Origin of the sequence: Burkholderia sp. AU30280, assembly GCF_020420125.1 — a bacterium.
Classification (GTDB): Bacteria; Pseudomonadota; Gammaproteobacteria; order Burkholderiales; family Burkholderiaceae; genus Burkholderia.
Genome location: NZ_JAIZRY010000001.1, coordinates 670,932 through 696,654 on the forward strand (window position 1 = coordinate 670,932; position 25,723 = coordinate 696,654).

Here is a 25,723-nt window from a genome sequence, read left to right on the forward strand (position 1 = left end):
ATCGATTAATATTTCATCCATTTACATTGAAAATGAAAGTCCTCGACCTCGATGCCGTGCGCGCGTTCGTGCTGGTCGCCGATCTCGCCAGCTTCACGCGCGCCGCCGATGCGCTCGGCACCACGCAATCGGCCGTCAGCCTGAAGCTGAAGCGGCTGGAAGCCCATCTCGGCAAGCCACTGCTCGCGCGCACGCCGCGCGTCGTCAAGCTGGCCGCCGACGGCGAGAATTTCCTGCCGGCCGCCCGCGCGCTGCTCGACGCGCACGATCACGCGCTGGGCGCGATCTCGGCCGGCACGCACCGCCTGTCGCTCGGCGTCAGCGAGCACGTCGCGGTGCCCGACCTGCCGGCCGTGCTCACGAGCCTGCATCGGCAGGATCCTGGGTTGTCGCTCGAAATGCATCTGGGAACGTCGACGAACCTGCTCGCGCAATACGACGAACGCCGGTTCGATGCGGTGATCGTGCGGCACGAGCCGGGCGAAGACCCGCCGCGCGAAGACGGCACGCTGCTGTTCTCCGAACCGCTGGCCTGGCTCGCCGCGCCGGACTGGGCACCGCGCGCGGGCGAGCCGCTGCCGCTCGCGGTGCTAGCCGGCCCGTGCGGCGTGCGGGCCGCCGCGCTGCGCGCGCTTGACCATGCGGGGCGGCCATGGCGGGAACGCTTTACGGGCGGCGGCGTGGCGGCGGTCACGGCCGCCGCCGCAGCGGGGCTGGCCGTCTGCCCGCTCGCGCGGCGGGTCGCGCCGCGCACGCTGGTCGACGTCGGCGCGAAATTCGGGTTGCCACCGCTGCCGCTGTCGCAGGTCGTGCTGTATTCGCGCGTGCGCGACGCACGGGCCGCCGCCGCGTTGCGCAGGTTTGCCGACAGCCTTGCAATCTCGGCGTAAACTAGCCGGTTTCGCCGCCCGCAATCTCCAGAAGAATCCCGATGACGCCCGAAGCCCGCAAGCACCTCCGTGCCAACCTGCTGATGCTCGCCGCCGCCGCGATCTGGGGTTCGGCTTTCGTCGCCCAACGCCTGAGCCTCGACGTTATCGGGCCGTTCCTGTTCACGGGGCTGCGTTTCCTGCTCGGCGCGCTGGTGCTGGTGCCGCTGCTGATGCTGAACGCGGCGTCGCGCACGCAACTCGCGGCGATCCGCCGTGAACCGAAGCGGCTGCTGCCGGGCCTCGCGCTCGGCGGGCTGCTGGCCGTATCGATTTCGCTGCAGCAGATCGGCCTGCAGTACACGCGCATCGCCAACGCAGGCTTCATCAGCTCGCTGTACGTCGTGATCGTGCCGCTGATGGGTGTGTTCGCACGTCACCGGATCGGCCCGGGCACGTGGTTCGGCGCGCTGCTCGCGGCGATCGGCCTGTATTTCCTCAGCATCAACGAGCAGTTCTCGGTGCTGTACGGCGACTGGTTCCAGCTCGCGGGCGCCGTGATCATCGCCGCGCACGTGATGGCCGTCGGCCGTTTCGCGAAGCGCCACGATCCGCTCGTACTCGCGTTCATGCAGTTCGTCGTGTGCGGTGCGGCGTGCCTCGCGATCGGCCTCGTCATCGAGCCGGTCAGCGGCACGATGCTGCGCAGCGCGCTGCCGACGCTGCTGTACGGCGGCCTGCTGTCGGTCGGCGTCGGCTATACGCTGCAGGTCGTCGCGCAACGCGACGCGGCGCCTGCACACGCGGCCGTGATCTTCAGCATGGAAGGCGTATTCGCGGCGGTCGCCGGCTGGGCCGCACTCGGCGAAACGCTGACGCTGCGCGCGCTCATCGGTTGCGCGCTGATGCTGGCCGGCCTGCTCGCGTGCCAGCTGCTGCCGAACGGCGACGCCCGGAAAAAGGACGAGGACGCGCTGCCGGCGTGACACGCACCGTCCCTATAATGACAATTCGCGTGACTTCCACGCCAACCGCTTCCGACAGGCCAGCTCCGTGACGTCCACTTCCGTCGATCCCGCCGCCGACCTGCTGCGCGAACGCGCAGCGCATTACGCCACCCAGGCGGCGCTGTTCCTGCGCGACCAGGCGCTCTCCACCGCGTCGCATGACCTGCGCAGCCCGCTGAACGCCATGCATAGCTGGGCGTACGTGCTCGAGCGCCAGCTCGCCAACGCCGATCCGAACCTGCAGCGTGCGCTTGCGGGCATCTGCACGGGCATCGACCAGCAGGTCGCGCTGATCGACGACGTGCTCGACGCGCCGCGTGCCGACACGCGCACGCTCGCGCTCAAGCCGCAGCCGTTCGCGCTGCGCGCGCTGCTCGACGACACGATCGCGCTCGTCCGTTTCGCGCTCGCCGACGCGCGACAGGTCGCGCTCGATGCGACGCTGCCGGACGGCGAACCGTCATTGATCGCCGACCGCGAACGCATCGCGCAGGCGCTCTGGACAATGCTGACGGCCGCGGTCGAAGCCAGCGCCGCCGGCAGCCGCGTGACGTTCACGTGCACCCGCGACGGCGTGCAGTTCACCGCGAGCGCCACGTGCACCGTCAACGCCGGCGCGCTCGCCGATCCCGCTCAGCCGCATGCGTTCGAACCGTTCGCACGACGCGAGATGCTGCGCCAGCGCGACGCCAAACGGATCGCCTGGACGCTCGCGCTTTGCCAGCGCGTCGCGCTCGCACACGGCGGCACGTTCTCGCACGACGCGTTCGCCGACGGCGCCACGGCCACCCTCACGTTCTCCGTCCCCGGTGAGGCGCCGGTGTAAGCAATCGGCCACCCGACACATTACAGATTCCTTTCTGGCTCTATACTGACGGGCCTGTCATAACCGGAGTGCTTCTTTGTTACAGATCTTCGCGCTCATCGGCGCGTTGTTCCTGGTGGCCCTGAACGGGTTCTTCGTCGCGGCCGAATTCGGCCTCGTCAAACTGCGCGCCACGCGCGTCAAGACACTGGCCCGCAAGCACGGCCTGCGCGGCCGCATCCTCGGGATCGTGCATGGCCGGCTCGACGCGTATCTTTCCGCGTGCCAGCTCGGCATCACGCTTGCGTCGCTCGGCCTCGGCTGGGTCGGCGAACCGGCCTTCGCGCAACTGCTCGGCCCGCTGCTCGACCTGATCGGCGTGCAGTCCGAACGCGTCGTGCACCTGATCTCGCTGGTGTTCGCGTTCTCGCTGATCTCGTTCCTGCATATCGTCGTCGGCGAGCTGGCGCCGAAATCGATGGCGATCCGCCAGTCGGAGAAGGTCGGCCTGTGGGTCGCGCTGCCGCTCTATGCGTTCTACTGGGCGATGTATCCGGCGATCTGGGTGCTCAACAACAGCGCCAATGCGGTGCTGCGGCTCGCGGGGCTGTCGGCCGACCATGGCGGCGACGCGCACTACTCGACCGACGAGCTGAAGCTGATCCTGCGCAGCCGCCGCAGCACGGCCGGCAATCCGGCCCAGCCGGCGCGCGGCACGTACAGCAACGACGAGTGGAACACGCTCGCGCATTCGCTCGATTTTTCGTCGATGACAGTGTCGGACCTGATGCGGCCCGCCCATGAAATGATTGGCCTGCGCCGTGACCTGCCGCTGCCCGACAACATGGAGATCGTCGCGCGCCACCGCTTCAGCCGCTATCCGCTGTTCGAGGATGCGTCGCGCGAGCAGGTGAGCGGGCTGATCCACCTGAAGGACCTGCTGCTCGCGCGTCACGCGGGCGCGGCGCTGGAAGACCTGTCGGACTACGTACGTCCCGTGCAGTATGTGAAGCCCGACACGCCGGCGCTCGACCTGTTCCGCCGCTTCCGCAAGGGCGCGCCGCACTTCGCACTGGTCGGCAACAAGGGCGAGAAGCCGATCGGCTTCCTGACGCTCGACAACCTGCTCGGCGCACTGGTCGGACAGATCCACGACGAGTTCCGCCAGGGCGACGCCGACTGGAGCCGCCTCGACGACGGCACGCTGATGGGCAAGGGCAGCCTGCCCGTCGTATCGCTCGAACAGGCGCTCGGCATCGACATCGACGAAGGCCGCGCGGAATCGGTCGGCGGCCTCGTGATCCAGGCGCTCGGCGACCTGCCGACCGAAGGGCAGCGCGTGTCGTTCGACCGCTTCGACGTCGTCGTGAAGAAGATGAACGGGCCACGCATCGTGCTCGTGCGCGTCTACCCGAAGATCGCGAAAGAGGCCGACGAATGACGGCCGCACTTCGCCGCACGCGATGAACGCCACGCTGCCGCGCTGCTGCGTGATCACGCCGGAACCGGCGTCCGCGTCGGCGGCCGATTGCGCGGCGTTCCTCGACCGGCTGTCGGACGTGCTCGCGCGCGGCGAGACACTCGTGCAACTGCGGGTGAAATCGCTCGATGCCGCCGCGTTTGCGCGGCTCGCCGCCGAAGCGCTCGCGCGCTGCGACGCGGCCGGCGCGGACCTGATGCTGAACGGCCCGATCGATGCGGCCGGCGTGATGCGGCTCGACGGCGCCGGCTGGCATCTCGACGGGGCCGCCTTGCGCGCTGCCACGCAGCGGCCATTGCCGGCCGGACGCAGGGTGTCCGCTGCCTGTCACACGCACGATGACCTGCTGCGGGCCGCGCACGCCGGCGCGGATTTCGTCACGCTGTCGCCCGTGTTGCCGACGCTCAGCCATCCCGGTGCGCCGACGCTCGGCTGGACACATTTCGGCGCGCTGGCCGCCGAGGCCGCGATGCCCGTGTTCGCGCTCGGCGGCATGACGCGCGCGCACCTCGACGAGGCACGCCGCCACGGCGCATACGGCGTCGCGGGCATTCGCGGGTTCTGGTAGCTCGGGGATTGCCTGCGGCGCAACCGGGCGCGGATGCGCCCGGTCTCTCAGACACTTGCCCGCTCAGGTCGTCATGCGTTCAGGCTCGGACGCATTCCGCGCCACGTGCCGTCGTCGATGCGACGCGCATCGTGCGTGAGCGCATACCGGTTGACGTCACCCGTCAGCCACGCGACGAGCGAGTACGGCGGCAACACCCCTTCATCGACCCGGTCGCGCGCACGCGCCGGCGTCTCGAACACGACTCGCCCGCTCGGTGCGTCGAACGGCACCGCGTCGGGCGACAGGTTCAACGCGATCGTCAGCGTCTCGTCATCGGCGAGCCGCCACGATGCAAGCAGCGCGTCGGCTTCGCCGTCGCCGTCCGACTTCAGCGCATGCGCATCCTGCGGCCGACAATCGGACAGCCGCGGCGAGATCAGCTTCGCGCGCACCGCAAGCGCCGACTGCACGAAATGCGCGCGATCGGCATCGCGCGCGGTTTCGTCGAAGATCAACGGGATCTGCGGCGTGAGCAGCGACAGCGCAAGTGCGGCCAGACCGGCCTCCTGCCCGTGGTCGCCCTGCCCGCTGTCGCGCCACGCGCCATCGGACAGCACCAGCGACGTCAACGACAGCCCGCTGTCGGCAGTCATGCCTTCTCCCGACCCGGCCGGCTGGAATGCGGCCCCGGCCGCGGTCAGCGCACGGGCGAGCGTGTGAATCGACTGGTGCGTGGAAATACCTTCGTGGGGCGACGCGTCGCGCCCCGTCAACCGGTGCAACGCGCGTTCGCCGCACCCGTTCCACTGCGCATCGAAATGGGTATCGGCAAGATGCGCCGGATGCCGCTCGCTGCCGAGCACGAGATGGATCAGCCGGTCGGCCGGCACGGCCGCGCGCACGCGGTCCGCGATCTCGCATAGCCACGACACGCCGATCCGGTCGGCTTCGCGCAGGCGCAGCCCGTCGCAACGGTACTCGTCGATCCAGTACAGCGCGTTGTCGCAGAAGAAATCGCAGACTTCCGGATGATCGAGCGCGAGCGGCGGCGCCTGCAGCGGATCGTCGCGCGTATGGAAGAACGGTGCCGCGTAGTGACGCAGCGCCTCGGTGCCGCTGCCGAAGCGCGCGTAGTCGAGCTCCAGCAGCACCGCGAGACCATAGCCGTGCGCGTCGTCGATCAACGCCTTCAGCGCGTCGGGGCCGCCTTCGGCCGCGAGCGGCGCGAAAGGCAGGCTGTCGTGCGGCGACGCGAGCAGCTCCAGCGCGGTCACGCCGAGGCGCGCGAGTTGCGGCAGGCGCCGGCGCACGCCGTCGAAACCGCCCACCGCGTGCGGACGAATCGCATAGAGCGCGATGTCTTCCCATGCGCGCCCGCGCCAGAACGTATTGCGCCAGGTGAACGCGCGCGGATCGACGACCTCGCTCGGGCCGTTGAGCCCTTCGGGTTGCGAGCGCGACGCGGGATCGGGAATCGATACCGCATCGTCGAGGCGATAGCGGTAAAGCGCACCCGCGCCACAATCGGCAAAGACTTCGAACCAGTTCGGGCCGGCAGCCGTCATCGGGACGAGCAACGGGCCGAAGCCGGTATCGAGTTCAAGCTGGACCTGCGTGCTGCCCGGCGCCCACAGGCGAAAATGCGTGCGCGGCGTCGCGCAGAGCGCGCCACAGGGCTGTGCGCCGAACGGCAAGCAGTGAATGTAGTGCTGCGCATACGGATCGTGCGGACAATCGGACATCATGCGCTCCTCATGCGTACCGAGCGGCATGGCCGCGCCAGCGGGGCGCGGCACATCGGGGCGCGGCACATCGGGGCCCGGCATGCGACGGCCAGGCGGGGGGAGAGAAACGAGTATGCGCCGGTTTCGCCACCGCGATGCATCGCTCCCGGACATTTTTAAATACGAATCGACCCCGGGAAAACCCGCAATCCGACCGGTCCCGGCGAGTCAGGTAGCCGGCATACCGGAATGACTGCTCGCCTTGTTGCACCGGCCGCGCACGCTTACGCTCAGCGTCATGCTCGCGGACACGTCGTCCGCGCCCGACCCGAGGAACCCGCCATGTCGCTTCCCGCCAGCGCCGCCAAATTCGATCCGGCACGCGCACACGAATACGCCGAGCAATCCCGCATCGCGCTTGCCGGCTACGATGCCTGCCACGAACTCACCGCGTGCATGCTCGCATCGGCAATCGCAGCGCCCGAGGCGCGGATCCTCGTCGCGGGCGCGGGCGGCACGGGGCAGGAAATCTGCGTGGCGGCCGCGCTCGAGCCGGGCTGGCAGTTCACCGCCGTCGACCCGTCCGTGCCGATGCTCGCGCTCGCGCGCTCGAACGTCGAGACCGCGGGCTTCGGCGCGCGCACGGCGTTCGTCGAAGACGGCGTCGATGCGTTGCCCGATACGCCCGCGTTCGACGGCGCGACGCTGATCGGCGTGCTGCATCACGTCCCCGGCGACGAAGCGAAGGCGGCGCTGCTGGATGCGATCGCGCGGCGCCTGAAACCCGGTGCGCCGCTCGTGCTCGCCGGCAACCATCGCCGCTACGCGGACCACCCTCGCCTGCTCGACGCGTGGCAGCAGCGCTGGCGCATGAAAGGCGCAACGCCCGACGCGGTGCGCGCGCAACTCGCGAAAATCCTGCAGGGCGCCGATCCGCCCGCGTCCGAGGAAGCGGTGTTCGGCATGCTGCGCGATGCGGGCTTCGACGCGCCGCTGCGCTTTTTCGCGAGCCTGTTCTGGGGTGCGTGGATCGCGGTGCGGCGCGCATGATGGGTCGGGGCGGTCGGCTGGACGCGGCTCGTCATCGCGCACGATGCGCTTCGCGTACGCGCCACGCGCACTGGGTATGATGTCGTTCCCGCCCCCACTTCCGGCGTCGACATGCTCACCGTCCATCACCTGAACAACTCGCGCTCGCAGCGTGTGCTCTGGCTGCTCGAAGAACTGGATGTGCCGTACGAGATCGTGCGCTACGCGCGTGATCCGAAGACGATGCTCGCGCCGCCCGAGTTGCGCGCGATCCATCCGCTCGGCAAGTCACCGGTCGTCACCGACGACGGCCGCACGTATGCCGAATCGGGCGCGATCATCGAATACCTGGTCGAACGCTACGGCAACGGCCGCCTGGCGCCGCCGCCCGGCGCGCCCGAGCGGCACGACTACACGTACTGGCTGCACTACGCGGAAGGGTCGGCGATGCCACCGCTGCTGCTCAAGCTCGTCGCGCTGCGGATCGCGCACGCGCCGATGCCGTTCTTCGCACGGCCGATCGCGCGCAAGATCGCCGACACGCTGCAATCGAGCTTCGTCGATCCGCAGATCGCGCTGCATCTCGGCTATATCGACGACACGTTGAGCCGCACCGGCTGGTTCGTCGGCGACAGTTTCAGCGCAGCCGACATCCAGATGAGCTTTCCGCTCGAAGCCGCGACCGCGCGCGGGGGCGACAGCCGGTATCCCGCGATCGCGCGCTTCCTCGACGCGATCCACGCGCGGCCCGCGTACCAGCGGGCGCTGGAGCGCGGCGGCCCGTACGACCTGCTCAAGTAGCCCTTGGCCTGCGTCAGCTCAGCAGGCCCGCCGCGACGTTGATCGACAGCCCGAGCACGGCCATGTTGAAGTAGAACGACAGGATCGACTGCGCGAGCACCGAGCGCCGCGCGGAACGGTTCGTCATCGACACATCGGCCGTCTGCGACGCGACCGCGATCGTAAACGCGAAATACAGGAAGTCCCAATAATCGGGTTCCGGGTGCTGGTCCGGGAAGCAGAGCGCGCGGTCGCTGCTCGGCGAGCCATAGTAGAGCCGCGCATAGTGCAGCGTGAAGATCGTCGGGATCAGGAACCACGCACCGAACAGCGTCGCGCCCGTTACCGCGTAATGGCCGAGCCCCGCGCGAAACCCGACGCCCTTGGCCGTCGCCAGCTCGATCGCGATCGCGGCCACGCTCGCGACCGTCGCGAGGCAGACGACGGTCAGCACCGTCGTCGCGTTTTCATCCTCGCGAATCGCGATTTCGCGCACCTTGTGATGGTGCGCGGTGACCATGCGCACCCACATCAGCGCGAGATACAACCAGATCGCGCAATCCCAGCCGATCAGCGCGCGCACGGTCGGACGCAGCGGAATCGGCAGCAGCACCGCGCAAAGCAAGCCTGCGACGAACGCCGCGACCATGCGCGGCCGGTTGCGTAAAACCTGCGGATAAAACGTCATCGTGAAATTCCGAAAGCGGATGGAAAGGATTCGGGCGGCGCTCGGTGCGGCCCGCTGCGCCGCACCGGCGGGTAACGCGCCCCGATTATCGCCATTCCAGCGTGACGTGGCGATGGGCGCGAGCGCCTAAGATGATGGGATGACTGCCACCGCCCCCCTCTGCCACCATCCGGCGAACACGGCCGGCCGCGACTTCGTCGTCGGCGACCTGCACGGCTGCGTGGATGTGCTGCGCGCGCTGCTGCACGACATCCGCTTCGATCCGGCCCGCGACCGCCTGTTCTCGGTCGGCGACCTGGTCGACCGCGGCCCTGCCTCCGAAACCGCGCTCGACCTGCTCGACCGCCCGTGGTGCCACGTCGTGCGCGGCAATCACGAGGAAGTGCTGAGCCTCGTGGCGCGCGGCAAGCTGTCGCCCGACGCGTGGCGCGGGATCGGCGGCGACTGGGGCGCCGACCTGCCGCCGGAACGGCTGCACGCGCATGCGGCGCGCGTCGACGCGCTGCCGCTGGTGCGCGTGATCGGCGACGGTCCCGGGCGCTTCAACGTACTGCATGCGGAATTCTTCGGCTCGGACGCCGATCTCGACACGGGCAGCTATGCGCACGACGTGCGCGAGCGGCTGATCTGGGGCCGCGATCTCGTCCAGGGTCTCGCCGATCCGGCGCGGCAGGCCGGGCTGTCGCTGACCTGCACGGGGCACACGCCCGTGCGCGCGCCGCAGCGGATCGGCGCGCAGTGGTTCATCGACACGGGCGCGTTCGCGCCGGCCGGGCGGCTCACGCTCGCCGAGCCGCGCACCGGGCGCACCTGGTCGATGACCCAGGCCGAAGCGCGCGAACGCCACGCGGGCGACTGGCCGCTGCCTTGACGCCTTGACGCCAGCAAGGGTGCCCTAGCCGACCTGGTTCAGTTCGAACACCGCATCGACGACCGAGCCGTTCCAGTTGTATTCAAGGTACGCCGCGTGATGGCAGTCGCGCAGCAGCGCGGTGCGGAACGCCGCCAGGCACTCGCCGCGCGGGTCGCGCACTGACGGATAGACGATCCCCGCGCCGCCGGCATTGCGCACCGCGCGACCGAGCGCCTGCCCGGCGCTGTAATCGAGCGGATGCAGCAACGCCGGATCGCGTTCCGGCCACGTGCGTAGGTCGGCCACGTCGCCTTGCGCGATCACCGTATAGAGCCGCATCTGCTGACGCATCGGCGGCTCCTTCGTCGCTTCCAGGAACAGCGCGCTGTGATACCGCGTTTCGGCGATCGCCGTATCGCGAGAACGCGCGCAGTAGAACACGCCATAGCTGCCGTCGGAAAAGCGGCTGCCCTGCGGATTGAGGTGCGTGAACGCGGCCATGATCGGCCCCCAGCCGGGCCCGTAGCGGCGCTCGGCCGGCGGCACGAGATCGAGCGTGCCGACTTCATTGCGGATGCGGTCGTTGGTCAGCGATTCGAGCGCGTAAAGCGCGTCGAAATCGTCCGCCGAGGCCACGCGGTCAAACAGGTTGATCGCCGGAAAACGGGTGGGAATCACGCGATAGGCTGGCGCCCAGTCGACCGCCGTCGTGGGCCATTGTTGTGCTCGGATCGGCATGGTCACGCCCAGCCGCCTCGCATCGCGTCGAGATATTGCCGGACGGCGACCAGATCGCCGACGTTGCCGGCGAGCATCCGGTCGAGTGCGCGCTTGCCACCGAACGGCGCCGCGTCGTTCGGCCGCTTGACCCACGCATCGGCCGCGGCCGGCTGCGGCAGCAGGATCTGCAGCGCCTTGTAGATGCCAAGCAGCAGCGACAGGCGCTCGAGCGTATCGCGCGGCAGCCGCGCCGATTCCGGCGTGGACTTCCACTTGAAGAACGTCGAACGGCCTGGCGACCCGAGCAGCACGATCTGCTCGTCGATCGTCAGTCCCCAGTCGCGTGCGATGTTGAAAAACGCACGCAGCCCGGCCGCCGACATCTGCGCGATCGAGGCCCGCGGTGGGGCGGAGTGCGATTCATAAGCGGGCTGTGACATGATCGTTAGTCTCGAAACGAATTTACTAACAAGATTAGTCCATTTTCGCATTTTTGCAAGGGTCGAGACCCGACGACCGGCCCGCACGCCCGAAGAAACGATATTTTTTGTCCATTCTGGACTCTTATTTTATTTTCTGCGTTAATGGCCGTGCGGACCCCGCGCGCAGACGCGGTTCGTGTCCGTGAAACCGTGTCGCACGGAAACCGGAAGCACCCGCCAAGGAACGCACCATGAAGAGACTGATTGCCGCTGTTTCGATCGCCCTGCTCGCGGTATCCGCAGGCCCCGCCGTCGCGAAGGACTGGACCACGATCCGCTTCGGCACCGACGCCAGCTACGCGCCGTTCGAGTCGAAGGCACCCGACGGCAAGCTGGTCGGCTTCGACATCGACCTCGGCAACGAGATCTGCGCGCGCCTGAAGGCGAAGTGCGTGTGGCTCGAGAACGACTTTGACGGGATGATTCCGGCGCTGAAGGCGAAAAAATTCGACGCGGTGCTGTCGTCGATGTCGATCACGCCGCAGCGCGCGCAGCAGATCGGCTTCACGACGAAGATCTACAACCAGCCGACGCGGCTCGTCGTGAAAAAGGGCTCGCCGCTGCTGCCGACAGCCGAATCGCTGAAGGGCAAGTCGATCGGCGTCGAGCAGGGCACGACGCAGGAAACGTACGCGAAGGCGTACTGGGGCAAGCAAGGTGCGAACGTCGTCTCGTACCAGAACCAGGACGGCGTGTACGCGGACCTGACCTCGGGCCGCCTCGACGCGGCGCTGCAGGATGAAGTGCAGGCGGCCATCGGGTTCCTGAAATCGTCGCGCGGCGCGAACTACACGTTCGTCGGCCCCGAGCTCGTCGACGAGAAGGTGCTCGGCATCGGCGCCGGCATCGGGCTGCGCAAGGAGGACGCCGACCTGAAGGCGAAGATCGATGGCGCCATCCTCGACATGGTCAAGGACGGCACCTACAAGCGGCTCGCATCGAAGTACTTCGATTTCGACATCTACGGCGGCTGAAACGGCGTCGCGCGCGTACGGGCGCCACTCCCGTCGCGCGCGTCCGACCGCCCCTCCCCTCACGACCTGGCGGCAACGGCATGATGCCGTGCGCCATCACATCGAATGCATCATCCGTCATACGCGCGGCACGACGCTTCGTATTTCATTCGGATTGCAGATTGATCGTTCGCGACGACGATGCGCGGCGCGAACGGATATCGTGCGGCTTCGGTCAGTATGCGAAGACCGGGCGTCGAGGTACCGGCGCCCGTGCGCACATGCCCTTGCGTATCGGGTTCGCGTGCAGGAAAGTACCGACCCGGCGCGGATGACCGGCAACCAGCCGGATCCGCCTCGCACCGGGCGCGGAGAGATGGCCTGTCGATGCATGCCGGCCGGCTGCGAGACCCACGTTCGACCGGCGATGCTCCGACTCACTGCGATCGCGGCCTGCCGGCCGCGGCGTGTGGCGATCGATCATTTTTCTTCCCCGTATCAGTCTGATGGTTGTTCCGGCAACCGGACGAGGCCGGTGCCCCGACGATCATCGACGACGCTCCGTGCTCGCCGGAACGCGGCTGTCGTGCCGCGCTCCGCCGCCGCATCCCCGCGGACTGTATCCTGGCCGGTACTGACAGGGTTCGCTGCCGAACCGGACGGACCGTGCATCGTCGGCTTTCGCACGCCCACTGTCGCAAGGAGCGGGCCAGCTTCGCGCGAGCCCGTCCGGACAAGGGGTTGACCGGGCAGCGTGGCGGCCGGTACGGGTGCGGCAGGCGGGAAGTTGCGAAACTGAAACACGCGGCGCGCGGCGCGCATCGGCCGCGCGGCGGCCCGGCCTTGCCGGATAAGGCTGAACAATGCAGCGCGGCATTTTTACCGATCAGGAGCCGGCCGTTCACCCCGATTTGTCGCGCAAATCGGCGTTGCTGCCGAGGCGAAATGTTTCATGCGCTTTACATGCCGTCGGCTGCGCGCGCCACCGGTTGTCCGCGCCATCCATTGGCCGGCGCCGGGACGGCCGATCGCGTGGCTATACTGCGAAACCGGCGCGCGTCACGTTTGCGTCGGCGCCTGTTGCCGGCCCATGCCCCGTGACACCGCTCTACACGCCACCACGCCGCTCGAACGACCGCACTCCATGATCCGCACCCTCTATACCGCCGAACGCGCCAGGCTGATTCGCTTCGGGGTGTCGGGCGTCGGTTCGACCGCACTGCATGCGCTGATCGCGGCCGCGATGTTCGCGCTGTTCGACGCGACGCCGGTGAGCGCGAACGCGGTCGCGTTCGCGTGCTCGACCGCGTTCTCGTATCTCGCCAACACGTTGTGGAGTTTTTCGTCGCCCGTGACGTGGGGCAACTTCATGCGCTTTCTCGCCGTCGCGATGGCCGGCCTCGTCGTGACTATGCTGCTGGCGCACGGCACCGACACGCTTGGCCTCGCCCGCGCGTGGAGCGTCGTCGCGGTCGTGTTGTGCGTGCCGCCCGTCACGTTCGTGCTGCACCGGCTCTGGACCTATCGCTGAACCGGTTCACGCGTCACGCGTGTATCGCTCAGCCGACCCGCTGATGCCCCGCGTCGCCGGACGGCGTGCCGTCGTGACCGCCGTTGTCGCCGTTGTTGTCGTGATCGTTCAACCCGTGCTCGATCATCATCCGGTAGAGCGTCACGCGTGAAATGCCGAGTTCGGCCGCGGCCTTGTTGATGCGGTGATCGTTGCGCAGCAGCGCATTCTCGATCGCGGTGCGCTCGGCGAGCGCCCGCGCCTGTTCGAGCGTCACCGGTTCGGTTTCTCCCGGCGTGTCGAGCCCGAGATCGTGCGGCGTCAGCAGCCGGCTCTCGGCCATCACGATCGCGCGCCGCACCCGGTTGATCAGCTCGCGCACATTGCCCGGCCATTCGTAGCGGCGCATCGCATCCAGCGCGGCCGACGTGAAGCCGCTGATCTTGCGGCCGCTGTCGGACTTGAATTTCTGCAGCACGTAGTGCGCGAGGATGTCGATGTCCTTGCCGCGCGCGCGCAGCGGCGGCTCGTGGATGCGCAGCACGCACAGGCGGTGATAAAGGTCCGCGCGGAAACGCCCGCCCTCGACCGCGCTGTCGAGATCGACGTGGGTGGCCGAGATGATCCGTACGTCGACCGGAATCGACTCCTGCCCGCCGAGCCGCTCGATCTTTCCTTCCTGCAGGAAACGCAGCAGGCTCGCCTGGCTTTCGACCGGCATGTCGCCGATTTCGTCGAGAAACAGCGTGCCGCCGTTCGCCGACTCGATCCGGCCCGCGCGCCGCTGGTTCGCGCCGGTGAACGCACCGCGCTCGTAGCCGAACAGTTCCGACTGCAGCAGGTGATGCGGAATCGCGCCGCAATTGATCGCGACGAACGGCCCCTTGCCGCGGCCGGAACGCTCGTGAATCGCGAGCGCCGTCAGCTCCTTGCCGGTGCCCGACTCGCCCGAGATGAACACGCTCGCGTCGGTCTTCGCGACCTTGCGGATCGTGCTGAACAGCTGCTGCATCGCCTCGCAGTTGCCGATCATCCCGTGTTCGCCGATCGACGCCGCATAGGCCGCGCCGTCGACGCGATCGAGCGCGGCCATCCCGCGCGCATGGCCGAGCACGTGCGAAATCCATTCGTACGGCAACGGAAGCGTCACGTAATCGAAGCAATAGCTGCGGATCAGTTCGCGCACCGCGGCACTGATCGTGATGCCGGCCTGCGCGATGGAAATCCAGCCGATCGACGGCTGGCTCAGGCACGCCTTGAGCGCGGGATAGTCGCGCGACGTGAACCCGGTGAAATCGACCAGGCCGGCGGCGACACTCACGCCGGACGTCATGTTCTGCGCGGCGCCGGCCGTCTTCGCAACGGAGATTTCCCAGCCGAGCCCGCGCAGTTGCGCAAGCAACGGCTCATCGGGCGAACGCATGATCACGAACAGCTTGCGTCCGTCTTCGGGCGCGGTGACGGACACATGCGTCATCTCGGACACCGCTTGCCCGTTTGCGTCAGGTGACCTAGCAACCATCGTTGTTCCCCGCTTGGCGTTGGTATCGCGCCGGCTCGCCGTCGCACGCGACGGACCTCGATAGAACCGACATATTGGCCGCATTTCCGTCCGAATAAAATCCCCTCGTGCATGAATCGCGCGTGAGGTGGACATTGTCATGAACGGTATATCGATGCGGCCGGCGCGCCGCTAGATGGGTGTTATCCCTGTGGCGTACGTGGGGGGAACCCTGATCGGGCGGCTGCGCGGCGCGCAAAGCCGCGCCGGTGCTGGCGCACGGCGCGCTCGGGCGATGCGGCGCACCCAGGATCCGCTTGCCCGCGCATGCGTGCGCAACGGGTCGACGGGCCGGCAACGCAGCCGCGCGACCGGTTCGAGTTGATTTGGGTCAATTGTCAGAGGAAGCCGGCTGATGCACGAACGCAACATGCGCGGCCCGACGCCGCGCATGGTGGCGTAGCGGCGGCCTCAGCGGCCCGATGCGAGCGGCGCCGGCGCGTTCGCGCGGCCACGGCCGGCCGGCGTGCCGCCGTGTTCGCCGTAGGTGGCGGCGAGCGCGTCGACTCGCGCCAGATGATGGTGATTGTCGTGATCCCACGGATGGAAGCCCGGCCGGAAGAAGCTCAGCCATTCGCCGGCGATGCGCGGGAACAACCCGCGGCGCGGCCCGTAAAGGAACGCGATCATCCGCAGCATGCCGCGCACGTGATGGCCGGCGCCGCGATCGCGCCACAGCAGCGTCGCGTGCATCAGGAATACGGTCGGCCAGAACGTCAGCGTCGTCAGCAGATACACGCCGATGCGGATCAGGTAACGGCGCAGCCCCGGTTCCATTGCGGCATTCCATACGTCGAACGACACGGCCTTGTGCTCGGTTTCCTCGAGCGCGTGCCAGATCCACATCTGGCGGTAACCCTCGACCGAGCCGTCGAGGCGCGTCGGGTCGCGCAGCAGCCAGTCGGCGAGCATCGCCGTGTAGTGCTCCGCCGCGACCGTGTGTGCGAGTTGCACCGAATGCGGAAGCTTGCGCTTCATGTAGCCGAGCACCGTCCACACGCGCTTGTCGAGCTTGCGCGCGGGCAGGCGGTTCGCCTGCATCAGCTCGTTGTACTCGATGTGCTCGCGCGTGTGCATGGCCTCCTGGCCGATGAAGCCCAGCACCTGCTGCTTCAGCACGGGATCGTCGATCCGGTCGCGGTAGTTGCGCACCGAATCCATGAAGAAGCGTTCGCCGGCCGGGAACAGCAGCGACAGCGCGTTGAAGAAATGGGTCACGTGCGACCCGAGGCCATGCCAGTCCTTCGCGCGTTCGACCGGCAGGTCGAAGCGCAGGTCGCGGCGCACCGGCATGATCCCGGCCGCGGTGGCGGAAGCGGCTGACTTCATGTTCATCGTTCTCCTGGTTCCGGAGCGGCCCGGTGCGTCACTCGACGCAGCCGGCGCGGGCCCGGGCGGCGCGTCGCGCACCGCCAAAATCCTGACATTGACAGCTGTAAAGATAGGCCGCCCGCGGCGGTGCACGCAAGCCGCGCGGTAGATGCGCGCTTCCAAACAGGGCACGGTCGAAAAGGCGAAAAAAACGGCGCTCGAACGGCGTCCGGACCGGGCTGGATCCGAACGCGCGCGATGGCTCGCGAGGAATGTGCGCTGCCCCGCGCCGTGTCGCGTCGACGGCCTGAAAGCCTTGTGAGGCGGGCGTTTCGCGGAAATCGGCGGCACCGCGCGGCGCGTTACCGAGCCCACCGGTAGCACCGATTCATACACGCGTCGCACTCGCGCGGTGCAACCGCGATCGCCGGACTCACGAAGAATTCAAACGCGCGTTCCATTTGCGTGTCGGGCGATCGCGGCCGCGGTGACCGTGCGCCGCCCGCGACACGCGTGCGGCCGGCCGAAGGCCACGAGCGCCGGCCCGCTGCGCGCTCGCCTACAATAGCGCTTTTACCCATCCTTTTTCAGGAGAAGTCATGTCTGTCATCACGACCGAATCGGGCCTCAAATACGAAGACCTGACCGAAGGCACCGGCGACGTAGCGCAAGCCGGCCAGACCGTCAGCGTCCACTACACGGGCTGGCTGACCGACGGTCAGAAATTCGATTCGAGCAAGGATCGCAACGACCCGTTCGCGTTCGTGCTCGGCGGCGGCATGGTCATCAAGGGCTGGGACGAAGGCGTGCAGGGCATGAAGGTCGGCGGCGTGCGTCGCCTGACGATCCCGCCGCAACTCGGCTACGGCCCGCGCGGCGCAGGCGGCGTGATTCCGCCGAACGCCACGCTCGTGTTCGAAGTCGAACTGCTCGCCCTCTGACCCGGCGCTCGAGCCGCCGGCTGACGCCCTGCCTCATGGCCCACCTTCCGTCCCCCACCGTCGCACTGCAACGCTACGACACGCTCGAAGCGTCGGACGTGCACGACTTTCACCAGATCGTGCTCGGCATCGATGGCGCGATGGTGATGGCGGTGGACGGCGTCAGCCAGCGTCTCGACCGGCACGGCGCGTGGCTGGTTCCGGCCGGCGCGCGCCACGATTACGCGGGCCTGGGCGAGAACCGTCAGCTCGTGCTCAATCTTCCCGCCGCATCGCTTGCGGTACCGCAGCGGCTGTTCGACAGCGCGCGGGCCATGACGATCGATCCGGCGCTGACGTCGCTGGTCGCGCAGATCGCGGCAGCCGCCGCGCAACTCGACGCGAGCGCCGGTGACGCGCAGCACGCGGCCGCGCACCGTTTCCAGTGGCAGGCCGCCGCGCGGCTGTGCGGCGCGCTGCTCGACGAACGCGGCATCGCCGCGCCCGCGTCGGGCCTCGATTTCGCGCGCATCGACCGCTGGCTGCGCGCACGGCTCGCGGAACCGCTGCGCATCGCCGATCTTGCCGCGCACTGCGGCTACGGGATGCGCCGCTTTCATCAACTGTTCGTCGATGCGTTCGGCGAAACGCCGCATCGCTACCTGCAGCGGCTCAGGCTCGACGCGGCCGTGATCCTGCTCGCGGACGGCCGGCATCCGCTCGTCGATATCGCCGGGATGGTCGGCTTCGCGGATCAAAGCACATTCACGCATGCGTTCACGAAGCGCTTCGGCATGGCGCCGGGACGCTGGCGCGGCGAGCGGCATTGAACGCAGCTGCGGTTTCGCGGCGGGCACGCATCAACGCACGTAACGGCACGGTTCAAAGCGCGTTCGCGCCAGAGCGGCCGTGATCTTTGGCGCTTCGACCCCGCTCGCCGCCCCCCGCTATTTCGCATCGGGCGTTTCGACGCTTCACGTCCCGCTGAAACATCGCCTGCCGGTCGCATCCTACGATTGACGCATGGATACGACCGCCCCCACCCCCGCCTTCCCGTCCGCGCTCGCCCGCGTCGTCGCGACCGTCAGCACCGGTTTCGTCGTGACGCAGCTCGACGTGACGATCGTCAACATCGCGCTCGCGCATCTCGCCGGCGACCTGCACTTGCCGGTCGCCGGCCTGCAGTGGGTCGTCGATGCGTACACGCTCGCGTTTGCCGTCCTGATGCTGTCGGGCGGCGCGCTCGGCGACCGCTTCGGTGCGCGTCGCCTGTACCTCGCCGGCCTCGTGCTGTTCGCGCTGGCGTCGCTCGCGTGCGGCGCCGCGAGCGCACCTGCGACGCTGATCGCGGCGCGCGCGCTGCAGGGCGTCGGCGCCGCGGCGATGCTGCCCAATTCGCTTGCGCTGCTCAACGACGCATGTCGGCACGACCCGCACCTGCGCGCGCGTGCAGTCGGCTGGTGGACGGCGGCCGGCTCGATCTCGATCGCGGCCGGGCCGGTCGTCGGCGGCCTGCTGATCGCGGCATGGGGCTGGCGCGGCATCTTCCTCGTGAACCTGCCGCTGTGTGCGGCCGGGCTGGCGGCCGCCTTTGCATGGATACCCGCGCGCCGTGCGGTGGCGGCGCCGGCCGCGCCTTCCCGATCCGTTAGCGCACTCGACCTGCACGGCCAGCTCATCGCGATCGCGATGCTGACCGCGCTGACCGGCGCCGTGATCGAATGGCGGCCGCTCGGCTTCACGCATCCGGTCGTCGCCGGCGGCTTCGCGCTGGCCGCACTCGCCGCGTTCGCGTTCGTTGCGGCGGAAGCGCGCACGGCCACGCCGATGCTGCCGCTGTCGCTGTTCCGCCATCGCACCTTCAGCGCGGCCGTGCTGTTCGGGATCTGCGTGAATCTCACGTACTACGGCACCGTGTTCGTGCTCGCGCTGTATCTGCAGCGCGCACGCGGCGAATCGGCGTTGCAGGCGGGCCTTGCGTTCCTGCCGTTGACAGGCGGCTTCCTGCTGTCGAACCTCGCAAGCGGCCGCGTCGTGGCGCGTCACGGCCCGCGGGCGCCGATGCTGGCGGGCGCGCTCGTCGCCGCGCTCGGCTACGGGTCGCTGCATTTCATCGACGCGTCGACGCCGCTGGCCGTCCTGCTCGTGCCGTTCCTGCTGATTCCGACGGGCATGGGTTTCGCGGTGCCGGCCATGACGACCGCCGTGCTCGCGTCCGTCGCGCCCGAGCGGGCCGGCATCGCGTCGGCCGTGCTGAATACCGCGCGGCAGGCCGGCGGCGCGATGGGCGTGGCAGCGTTCGGCGCGCTTGCCGGCGGTGGCGGCGCGAGGCAGGTCGTGGACGGGTTGCGGATCGAAACGGCCGTGTCGGTCGCGCTGCTGGTCGCCGCCGCGCTGCTCGCGACGCTGGTGCGGCCCGATGCGCATCGCGGCGCATCTTCCGCGCGTCAGGCCGTGGCGGCAGCCGATTGAATCTCGGGCGCGGTCATGCGTCGCCGACCTTCTTCACAACCGTCTCGCCCGCCTTCAACGGCCGGCCGTCGTCATGCCGCAGCGCGAGCTTGCGGATCGCGCGCCCGGTACTGCGGTCGACCAGCACCGAATGCGGCTCGCCGCGCGCGAACAGGTTCGCCTCGCCCCACTGCCGCAGCATCACGATCACCGGAAACAGCCCCTCGCCCTTTTTGGTGAGCACGTACTCCTGATACGCGCTGCCGTCCGACGCCGGCACGACGTCGAACACGCCCGCGTCCACCAGCATCTTCAGCCGGTCGGACAGGATGTTGCTCGCGACACCGAGGCTCGCGCGGAAATCGCCGAAGCGCCGCACGCCGTCGAATGCATCGCGCACGATCAGCAACGCCCAGCGATCGCCGACGATATCGGTCGCCCGCGCCACCGGGCACGGCGAATCCGCAAGACTTTTCTGCCTGGCCATGTTCCTCTCCGCAATCTTGCCGGCCGCCTTCGCGGCAACACCGGCCATCCGTGCACGGACGTCTCGCCCGCCGCACAACAGGTTGCATTTTAAAACTACTTTTCCTACACTCCACACTGGTTTTAATTTGCAACTACTTTGCACGAGGAAACCCATGGCGTCTTCCTGTCATTCCGGCACCGTTGCAACGGACGTGCCGACACATGCTGCGCATCCGGCCGGCGGCGGCCGCCTATCCGCGGCGCGCGTCGCGGTGCTGGCCGTGTGCTGCGCGGCCAGTGTCGCGAACGTGTACTACGCGCAGCCGCTGCTCGACTCGATCGCGCGGGATTTCGGCGTGTCCCAGGCGGCCGTCGGCGGCGTCATCACCGCGACGCAACTCGGCTGTGCGCTCGCGCTGCTGTTCGTCGTGCCGCTCGGCGACCTGCTGAACCGCAAGCGCCTGATCGCCGTGCAGCTTCTGCTGCTGACGGCGGCGTGCATCGGCGTGGCCGCATCGTCGACGCGCGTCGCGCTGCTGGCGGGCATGGTCGCGGTCGGTCTGCTCGGCACCGCGATGACGCAGGGGCTGATCGCGTGCTCCGCCGCGCTCGCGGGCGCAGGCGAACGCGGGCGCGTGGTGGGTGCCGCACAGGGCGGCGTCGTGGTCGGGTTGCTGGCCGCGCGCTCGCTGGCGGGCGTCGTCACCGATATCGCGGGCTGGCGAGCCGTCTATCTGGTGTCGGGTGCGCTGGCGATCGCGATGCTCGTCGTGCTGTCGCGGCTGTTGCCGGACGAGACCGCACCGCGCGAGCGCATCGGCTACGCGGCGCTGCTGCGATCGATGGTGTCGTTGCTGCGTGACGAACGCGTACTGCGCGTGCGTGGCGTGATCGCGCTGCTGATGTTCGCGGCGTTCAGCATCTTCTGGAGCGCGCTGGTGCTGCCGCTGAGCGCGCCGCCGCACGCGATGTCGCATACGCAGATCGGCGCGTTCGGCCTCGTCGGCGCGCTGGGCGCGGCAGCCGCCGCCCGCGCGGGCCGGCTCGCGGATCGCGGGCGCGGCGAAGCGACGACCGGCGCGGCGCTCGCGCTGCTCGCATGCTCGTGGCTGCCGCTCGCGTTCGGCGATACGTCGATTGCATGGCTGATCGTCGGCATCGGGCTGCTCGATGTCGGCGGGCAGGCCGTCCACGTCGTCAACCAGAGCATGATTCTCGGCGCACGGCCCGACGCGCATGCGCGCCTCGTCGGCTGCTACATGCTGTTCTATTCGGCCGGCAGCGGGCTCGGCGCGATTGCGTCGACGATGATGTATGCGCGCGCCGGATGGGCAGGCGTCTGCGTGCTCGGCGCGGTCGTGAGCGTCGCGGCGCTCGGGGTCTGGGCCGCGACGCTCAGGCGCGCGTGATGCGGGCCGACGCCGCGTATCGAATGGAGAAAGCCGGGCCGCCCTCCATGGGCGGATGGCACGCGAACCGGCCACGCATGCGCGCCGGTTCGCGCTCTCGGTTCGGAGCTCGGTTCGGAGCTCGGTTCGGCTCTCGGTTCCGCTCCCGGTTCCGCTCTCGGTTCGGCTCTCGGTTCCGCTCCCGGTTCCGCTCTCGGTTCCGCTCTCGGTTCCGCTCCCGGTTCCGCTCCCGGTTCCGCTCCCGGTTCCGCTCCCGGTTCCGCTCCCGGTTCCGCTCCCGGTTCCGCTCCCGGTTCCGCTCCCGGTTCGGCGCGCAGGTTGCGCGCCGCGGGCGCTCAGCCTGCCGCCTGGATCGCCTCTTCGTACACGCCGGCAACGCGCCGCGCGATCACCGCATTGTCGAAATGATCGCGCGCATAGCGCTTGCACGCGGCCTCGTCCGGCAGCGTGATCGCGCCCGACAACGCGGCACCGAGCCCTTCCGCGATCGCGTCCGCACCCGTGGACGGCAGCACGAGATCGTCGGACAGCCCGGCAACCGCCTCCGGCAGCCCGCCCACTGGCGTGACCAGCACGGGCGTGCCGGATGCGAGCGATTCGACGGTGATCAGCCCGAAGCCTTCGAGCGCGACCGTCGGCACGACGCTGACCGTCGCCGCGCGGTACAGCGCCGCGAGATGGTTGTCGGGTACGAAGCCGAGCAGCTTCACGTTGTCCTGCAGCCCGGCCGCATCGATGCGCTGCTGCAGTTCCTCGCCGATCTTGCCCTTGCCGGCGATCAGCAGCAGCAGGTCCGGGTGCCGGTGCTTGAGGAGGCCGATCGCATCGATCAGATCCTCAAGCCCCATGCGCCGCACGAGCCGGCGCACGGCCAGCACGATCGGCCGGTCCTGCGGCAGTTGCAGCTTGTGCCGAGCCTCGGCCGGTGTGAGCGGCGTATCGAACTGCGCGGTATCGACGCAGCCGGGAATCACGCGCACGCGCGACGGCTCGATCCCGTAGCGGTTCGTCAGGATCTGGCCGAAGGCCTGCGACAGCACGATCAGCCGCGACGAACGCGTATAGACGGCCTGTTCGAGATAGCGCTTCGCGCGCTGCCCGAGCGACGCGGCGCCCTCGACCTGGCTTTCGTCGGCCCACGGCCCCTGGAAGTGCGACACCTGCGGAATTCCGCGCGTGACGTCGAGGCCCGGGAACGTGTACAGCGCGAAGTGCGACGAGATCACGTCCGGCCGCTCGCTGCGGATCTCCTCGCGCAGCGCGCGACGCGCGGCGAGCATCCGGCGCGCAAGCGATTCCGAGGCGGGGCCGAAGCCCTGGATCGCGCCATCCGTGTCGTCGGCGACCTTCGGCGAGCCGGCAACGAGCCCGCGCACCTCGACGCCCGCGCCCGGCAGCGCGCCGACGAGCGAGTAGTACATCCGGTCAAGGCCGCCCGCACGTTCGGGGAACCAGTGCATGCCGATTTGCAACGATTTGATCGGCCGGGAGGATTGGGACATCAAGATTGCTCCTGGGTGACTGCATGCTCGACCCGCTCGAAAGCGGACGGCTGCGTGGGTTGGCCGATGCGCCGGTAGAGCGCGACATACTGGGCGCCCATGTGCGCCCAGCCGAAACGGGTCATCAGTTCGCGGGCCGCGTCGCCCATCGCGCGACAGGTGTCGCGCGAGGCCGCGAGCGCGCCGATCGCCTGTGCGAGTGCGGCCGGATCGTCCGGATCCTCCAGCACGATCCCGCATTCGCGCGTGATGATTTCCGCGCCGCCCGCCGTACGCGCGGTGACGACCGGCAGCCCGGCCGCCATCGCCTCCAGCAACGACAGGCTCATCGCTTCGTAGCGCGACGGAAACACGTAGGCGTCGACCGAGCGCATCAGCGTCGGCATGTTTTTCACGAGACCGAGGAAATGCACGCGCGAATCGATGCCGAGCGCGCGCGCCTCTTCCGGATACGGGCTGCCGGGCAGATAGCCGGCCACCGCCAGATGCACGTTCGCCGGCAGCTTCGTCAGCGCCTTCAGCACGGTGCCGAGGTTCTTGCGCGGCGTGCGCAGGTCGCCGACGAACAGCAGCAGGAACGCATCGTCCGGCAGCTTGAACGCGGCACGGTCGGCCACGGCGCCCGCGAACGCGCTGGCGTCGACACCGTTGTAGATCACGCTGATCTTGCGGCTGTCGATGCCGAGCCCGGCGATCTCGTCGGCCACCTTCTGCGATACCGCCGTGATCGCGCGCGAACGCCGGTACGCCCAGCGCTCGAGCGTCGTGTTCACACGCGTGTAGACATACTGGTAAGCCGACCACAGCCCTTTCGTCGGCCCGAACGGATAGTACGGACTCTTGAACCAGCCGCCATGCACGAAGTGCGCGGTATTCACGTCGGCCTTGATCCACGAAATGAAGCCGTTCACGTGCAGCACGTCGTACTCGCTGCGGTGCGCGCGCAGCCAGGCCGCGCTCTTCAGCGCGAACACTTGCTGCTTGACGAGATTCGACGGCCAGAAGCCGCCGACCTTCACGGGCACCCAGCGCACGCGCGGGTCGGCCAGCAGCTCCGGCGCGACGTACGACGCGACCAGCGTGACCTCGTAGTGCTCGGCCAGCGCCGCGCGCGCGATTTCGTAATTGACGCGGCCCTGCCCGTCGTTATGTCGCACGACGTGCGTGACGATCGCGATTCTCAATGGTCGCCTCCCCGTAAACGCGCGGCGGCCAGCAGGCGTTGAGCCTTTTGCCAGTGCGCCGCGGAAAGAATCGAAAAAATGGCTGTGAACATCAACAGGCCGCCCGTGCCGATCAGCGAGTTCGTGAACACGAGCATCGCGAAGGTCGACAGGCACAGGCTCAGGCACGCGCCGACGAACTTGTCCTTGCGCAGCCTGAACGCCGCGCGCAGCGTGCGGCCGAACAGCATCACGACGCCCGAGAGGTACAGCAGCGTGCCGGGCCAGCCGAGCACGAACGGCACGTTCATCACGCCGCTGTCGAAGCTGCCGTACTTGCCGAGCTCGCCGCTGTCGCTCGACAGCTTCGTGGATGCACCCGTCGCGCCCATCCCTTCGCCGGCGACGTCGGTGAACGCCGTCTGCGCGAAGGTGGCGTAGAACTTGTTGCGGTCGTCGTAGCTGCGGTCGTCCTTCAGGTTCGTGATCGACTGCAGACGCTGGCCGAGACGATCGGCCACCGGCCCGACGGTCAGCAACGGCACGCACAGCCCGACCAGCACGACGCCGCTGATCAGGATCCGCATCCGCACGCGGTTGTTCGACTGCGCGAGCTGGATCGCCAGCGCGATCACCCAGCCGCCCCACGTCGAGCGCACGAGACACAGCGCGAACGACACGAAGCCGGCCGCCCCGGCGAACCAGCGGATCTTCTGCGGCGCCGCGAGCACGAACACCAGCGCGCCCATCATCGCGAACGCGAACGGCCCCGACGAGTTCATCGTGCTGAACACGCGCACGCCGTACGGCACCGGCTCGCCCTGCGAGCCCATGTCGGAACCGATCATCCACAGCACGTCCCACTGCGGCATCACGAAGTACTGCACGACGCCGTATACGCCCATCACGAGCATGCCCCACATGAACGTGGACAGCAGCACGTCACGGTACTCGGGGTAGTCGCGCGCGTTGACCATGATGTGGAAGCCGATCAGCACCGGGTACACCCAGTTCGCGAGGTCGTAGGTCGCGGCCATCACGCCGCTCGACACGATCCCGACGAGGTACGCATAGGTGAGCCCGAACAGCATCAGCAGGATCGGGATCCCGCGCCGCTGCGCGAGCACGCGGTAATGCCGGATCAGCCCGAAGCCGGCGATCATCGTCACCGCGAGCGGCGCAACCTGGATCAGGCTCGTCGGCGTGAACGCGCCCTTCGACCAGTCGGCGAGACGCCGCACTTCCGGGCTCAGGAACCACACCCACCACATGAAGCCGACGTAGCGCGCCGGACTCTTGAAATACAGCCAGATGCCGACCGCGATGGCCAGCACCGGAAACGCGAGCGTCAGCACCTTGCCCTGGTGAATGGCGATCAGCGCGGCCGTGAACGTCCACAGCCCGGCCTGCCCGACCCAGTGTTTCGGCTCGGGAAGCCAGTTGCGTTTGCGCGACGGCGCGCGTTCGGCGGCAATCGTACTCATCGAT

Annotated in this window: 24 protein-coding genes; 14 read left to right on the forward strand and 10 right to left on the reverse strand. The window is 68.6% G+C overall.

The features are described 5' to 3' along the window. Positions 1-32: 32 nt before the first annotated feature. From LGN17_RS02985 to LGN17_RS03005, 5 genes are all read left to right on the forward strand, one after another. Positions 33-890 carry a LysR family transcriptional regulator gene (locus LGN17_RS02985; RefSeq protein WP_226195084.1) on the forward strand — a complete coding sequence of 286 codons (858 nt, stop codon included), beginning with the start codon at positions 33-35 and terminating at the stop codon, positions 888-890. A 41-nt stretch (positions 891-931) separates the two neighbouring features. Beyond that, positions 932-1,855, forward strand: a complete 924-nt coding sequence (locus tag LGN17_RS02990) for a DMT family transporter (RefSeq protein WP_226195085.1) — start codon at positions 932-934, stop codon at positions 1,853-1,855. 67 nt (positions 1,856-1,922) lie between these two features. Then, on the forward strand, positions 1,923-2,702 hold the full coding sequence (locus LGN17_RS02995) for a sensor histidine kinase (RefSeq protein WP_226195086.1): 780 nt from the start codon (positions 1,923-1,925) through the stop codon (positions 2,700-2,702). Between the two features lie 76 nt (positions 2,703-2,778). Next, positions 2,779-4,122, forward strand: coding sequence for a hemolysin family protein (locus tag LGN17_RS03000; RefSeq protein ID WP_175954966.1), 1,344 nt, complete (start codon positions 2,779-2,781; stop codon positions 4,120-4,122). Positions 4,123-4,144: 22 nt separating this feature from the next. Continuing rightward, on the forward strand, positions 4,145-4,729 hold the full coding sequence (locus LGN17_RS03005) for a thiamine phosphate synthase (RefSeq protein WP_226195087.1): 585 nt from the start codon (positions 4,145-4,147) through the stop codon (positions 4,727-4,729). Between the two features lie 71 nt (positions 4,730-4,800). On the opposite strand, the gene LGN17_RS03010 is transcribed toward LGN17_RS03005, so the two are convergent. Beyond that, positions 4,801-6,453 (reverse strand): DUF3459 domain-containing protein, encoded by a 1,653-nt coding sequence (locus tag LGN17_RS03010; protein ID WP_226195279.1) that lies wholly within the window; start codon positions 6,451-6,453, stop codon positions 4,801-4,803. A 324-nt stretch (positions 6,454-6,777) separates the two neighbouring features. On the opposite strand from LGN17_RS03010, the gene LGN17_RS03015 reads away from it, so the two are divergent. Together LGN17_RS03015 and LGN17_RS03020 are read left to right on the forward strand one after the other, a co-directional pair. Beyond that, on the forward strand, positions 6,778-7,485 hold the full coding sequence (locus LGN17_RS03015; RefSeq protein WP_226195088.1) for a class I SAM-dependent methyltransferase: 708 nt from the start codon (positions 6,778-6,780) through the stop codon (positions 7,483-7,485). A gap of 111 nt (positions 7,486-7,596) precedes the next feature. Beyond that, positions 7,597-8,265 (forward strand): glutathione S-transferase, encoded by a 669-nt coding sequence (locus LGN17_RS03020; protein ID WP_226195089.1) that lies wholly within the window; start codon positions 7,597-7,599, stop codon positions 8,263-8,265. 13 nt (positions 8,266-8,278) lie between these two features. Here the strand turns inward: LGN17_RS03020 and LGN17_RS03025 are convergent, their stop codons facing one another. Beyond that, a complete protein-coding gene (locus LGN17_RS03025) occupies positions 8,279-8,932 on the reverse strand; it encodes a DUF1345 domain-containing protein (protein WP_175954958.1) in 654 nt (217 codons plus the stop codon). 139 nt (positions 8,933-9,071) lie between these two features. Between LGN17_RS03025 and LGN17_RS03030 the strand changes: the two genes are divergently transcribed. Next, on the forward strand, positions 9,072-9,803 hold the full coding sequence (locus tag LGN17_RS03030) for a metallophosphoesterase (RefSeq protein WP_226195090.1): 732 nt from the start codon (positions 9,072-9,074) through the stop codon (positions 9,801-9,803). A gap of 24 nt (positions 9,804-9,827) precedes the next feature. On the opposite strand, the gene LGN17_RS03035 is transcribed toward LGN17_RS03030, so the two are convergent. Further along, entirely contained in the window at positions 9,828-10,523 is a 696-nt protein-coding gene (locus tag LGN17_RS03035) for an RES family NAD+ phosphorylase (protein WP_226195091.1), read from the reverse strand. Positions 10,524-10,525: 2 nt separating this feature from the next. Then, positions 10,526-10,945 carry an MbcA/ParS/Xre antitoxin family protein gene (locus LGN17_RS03040; RefSeq protein WP_175954952.1) on the reverse strand — a complete coding sequence of 140 codons (420 nt, stop codon included), beginning with the start codon at positions 10,943-10,945 and terminating at the stop codon, positions 10,526-10,528. Between the two features lie 233 nt (positions 10,946-11,178). On the opposite strand from LGN17_RS03040, the gene LGN17_RS03045 reads away from it, so the two are divergent. Both LGN17_RS03045 and LGN17_RS03050 read left to right on the forward strand, forming a co-directional pair. Next, positions 11,179-11,961, forward strand: a complete 783-nt coding sequence (locus tag LGN17_RS03045; RefSeq protein ID WP_226195092.1) for an ABC transporter substrate-binding protein — start codon at positions 11,179-11,181, stop codon at positions 11,959-11,961. A gap of 1,123 nt (positions 11,962-13,084) precedes the next feature. After that, positions 13,085-13,471, forward strand: coding sequence for a GtrA family protein (locus LGN17_RS03050; protein ID WP_226195093.1), 387 nt, complete (start codon positions 13,085-13,087; stop codon positions 13,469-13,471). Between the two features lie 28 nt (positions 13,472-13,499). Here the strand turns inward: LGN17_RS03050 and LGN17_RS03055 are convergent, their stop codons facing one another. Then, positions 13,500-14,972, reverse strand: a complete 1,473-nt coding sequence (locus tag LGN17_RS03055; RefSeq protein WP_226195094.1) for a sigma-54 dependent transcriptional regulator — start codon at positions 14,970-14,972, stop codon at positions 13,500-13,502. A gap of 450 nt (positions 14,973-15,422) precedes the next feature. Continuing rightward, positions 15,423-16,340: a metal-dependent hydrolase gene (locus tag LGN17_RS03060; protein WP_226195095.1), complete on the reverse strand. Its 918-nt coding sequence runs from the start codon at positions 16,338-16,340 to the stop codon at positions 15,423-15,425. Positions 16,341-16,921: 581 nt separating this feature from the next. Between LGN17_RS03060 and LGN17_RS03065 the strand changes: the two genes are divergently transcribed. From LGN17_RS03065 to LGN17_RS03075, 3 genes are all read left to right on the forward strand, one after another. Then, a complete protein-coding gene (locus tag LGN17_RS03065) occupies positions 16,922-17,263 on the forward strand; it encodes an FKBP-type peptidyl-prolyl cis-trans isomerase (protein WP_043177872.1) in 342 nt (113 codons plus the stop codon). A 35-nt stretch (positions 17,264-17,298) separates the two neighbouring features. Further along, on the forward strand, positions 17,299-18,072 hold the full coding sequence (locus LGN17_RS03070) for an AraC family transcriptional regulator (protein ID WP_226195096.1): 774 nt from the start codon (positions 17,299-17,301) through the stop codon (positions 18,070-18,072). Positions 18,073-18,265: 193 nt separating this feature from the next. Beyond that, the gene (locus LGN17_RS03075) at positions 18,266-19,714 is read left to right on the forward strand and encodes an MFS transporter (protein WP_226195097.1); all 1,449 of its coding nucleotides are present in this window, start codon (positions 18,266-18,268) and stop codon (positions 19,712-19,714) included. Positions 19,715-19,727: 13 nt separating this feature from the next. Here the strand turns inward: LGN17_RS03075 and LGN17_RS03080 are convergent, their stop codons facing one another. Continuing rightward, positions 19,728-20,180: a winged helix-turn-helix transcriptional regulator gene (locus tag LGN17_RS03080; RefSeq protein ID WP_226195098.1), complete on the reverse strand. Its 453-nt coding sequence runs from the start codon at positions 20,178-20,180 to the stop codon at positions 19,728-19,730. Positions 20,181-20,334: 154 nt separating this feature from the next. Here LGN17_RS03080 and LGN17_RS03085 point away from each other — a divergent pair, with 154 nt between their 5' ends. Next, the gene (locus tag LGN17_RS03085) at positions 20,335-21,570 is read left to right on the forward strand and encodes an MFS transporter (protein ID WP_226195099.1); all 1,236 of its coding nucleotides are present in this window, start codon (positions 20,335-20,337) and stop codon (positions 21,568-21,570) included. 335 nt (positions 21,571-21,905) lie between these two features. Here the strand turns inward: LGN17_RS03085 and LGN17_RS03090 are convergent, their stop codons facing one another. Genes LGN17_RS03090 through LGN17_RS03100 form a run of 3 tightly spaced genes read right to left on the reverse strand, consistent with a single transcriptional unit; the run spans position 21,906 to position 25,719 of the window. Next, a complete protein-coding gene (locus tag LGN17_RS03090) occupies positions 21,906-23,072 on the reverse strand; it encodes a glycosyltransferase family 4 protein (RefSeq protein ID WP_226195100.1) in 1,167 nt (388 codons plus the stop codon). Further along, on the reverse strand, positions 23,072-24,256 hold the full coding sequence (locus tag LGN17_RS03095) for a glycosyltransferase family 4 protein (RefSeq protein WP_226195101.1): 1,185 nt from the start codon (positions 24,254-24,256) through the stop codon (positions 23,072-23,074). Before LGN17_RS03095 ends, LGN17_RS03090 begins: the two co-directional genes overlap by 1 nt. Beyond that, a complete protein-coding gene (locus LGN17_RS03100) occupies positions 24,253-25,719 on the reverse strand; it encodes an O-antigen ligase family protein (RefSeq protein WP_226195102.1) in 1,467 nt (488 codons plus the stop codon). The genes LGN17_RS03095 and LGN17_RS03100 overlap by 4 nt, the downstream gene beginning before the upstream one ends. Positions 25,720-25,723 lie beyond the last annotated feature (4 nt).

Coding starts and splice junctions, on each gene's coding strand:
- LGN17_RS03065 (WP_043177872.1), top strand. CDS start 16,922: ATGTCTGTCATCACGACCGAATCGGGCCTCAAATACGAAGACCTGACC.
- LGN17_RS03005 (WP_226195087.1), top strand. CDS start 4,145: ATGAACGCCACGCTGCCGCGCTGCTGCGTGATCACGCCGGAACCGGCG.
- LGN17_RS03085 (WP_226195099.1), top strand. CDS start 20,335: ATGGCGTCTTCCTGTCATTCCGGCACCGTTGCAACGGACGTGCCGACA.
- LGN17_RS03035 (WP_226195091.1), bottom strand. CDS start 10,523: ATGCCGATCCGAGCACAACAATGGCCCACGACGGCGGTCGACTGGGCG.
- LGN17_RS03100 (WP_226195102.1), bottom strand. CDS start 25,719: ATGAGTACGATTGCCGCCGAACGCGCGCCGTCGCGCAAACGCAACTGG.
- LGN17_RS03060 (WP_226195095.1), bottom strand. CDS start 16,340: ATGAAGTCAGCCGCTTCCGCCACCGCGGCCGGGATCATGCCGGTGCGC.
- LGN17_RS03050 (WP_226195093.1), top strand. CDS start 13,085: ATGATCCGCACCCTCTATACCGCCGAACGCGCCAGGCTGATTCGCTTC.
- LGN17_RS03030 (WP_226195090.1), top strand. CDS start 9,072: ATGACTGCCACCGCCCCCCTCTGCCACCATCCGGCGAACACGGCCGGC.
- LGN17_RS03090 (WP_226195100.1), bottom strand. CDS start 23,072: ATGTCCCAATCCTCCCGGCCGATCAAATCGTTGCAAATCGGCATGCAC.
- LGN17_RS03025 (WP_175954958.1), bottom strand. CDS start 8,932: ATGACGTTTTATCCGCAGGTTTTACGCAACCGGCCGCGCATGGTCGCG.
- LGN17_RS03045 (WP_226195092.1), top strand. CDS start 11,179: ATGAAGAGACTGATTGCCGCTGTTTCGATCGCCCTGCTCGCGGTATCC.
- LGN17_RS03055 (WP_226195094.1), bottom strand. CDS start 14,972: ATGGTTGCTAGGTCACCTGACGCAAACGGGCAAGCGGTGTCCGAGATG.
- LGN17_RS03020 (WP_226195089.1), top strand. CDS start 7,597: ATGCTCACCGTCCATCACCTGAACAACTCGCGCTCGCAGCGTGTGCTC.
- LGN17_RS03075 (WP_226195097.1), top strand. CDS start 18,266: ATGGATACGACCGCCCCCACCCCCGCCTTCCCGTCCGCGCTCGCCCGC.
- LGN17_RS02990 (WP_226195085.1), top strand. CDS start 932: ATGACGCCCGAAGCCCGCAAGCACCTCCGTGCCAACCTGCTGATGCTC.
- LGN17_RS03080 (WP_226195098.1), bottom strand. CDS start 20,180: ATGGCCAGGCAGAAAAGTCTTGCGGATTCGCCGTGCCCGGTGGCGCGG.
- LGN17_RS03015 (WP_226195088.1), top strand. CDS start 6,778: ATGTCGCTTCCCGCCAGCGCCGCCAAATTCGATCCGGCACGCGCACAC.
- LGN17_RS03010 (WP_226195279.1), bottom strand. CDS start 6,453: ATGTCCGATTGTCCGCACGATCCGTATGCGCAGCACTACATTCACTGC.
- LGN17_RS03070 (WP_226195096.1), top strand. CDS start 17,299: ATGGCCCACCTTCCGTCCCCCACCGTCGCACTGCAACGCTACGACACG.
- LGN17_RS03040 (WP_175954952.1), bottom strand. CDS start 10,945: ATGTCACAGCCCGCTTATGAATCGCACTCCGCCCCACCGCGGGCCTCG.
- LGN17_RS02985 (WP_226195084.1), top strand. CDS start 33: ATGAAAGTCCTCGACCTCGATGCCGTGCGCGCGTTCGTGCTGGTCGCC.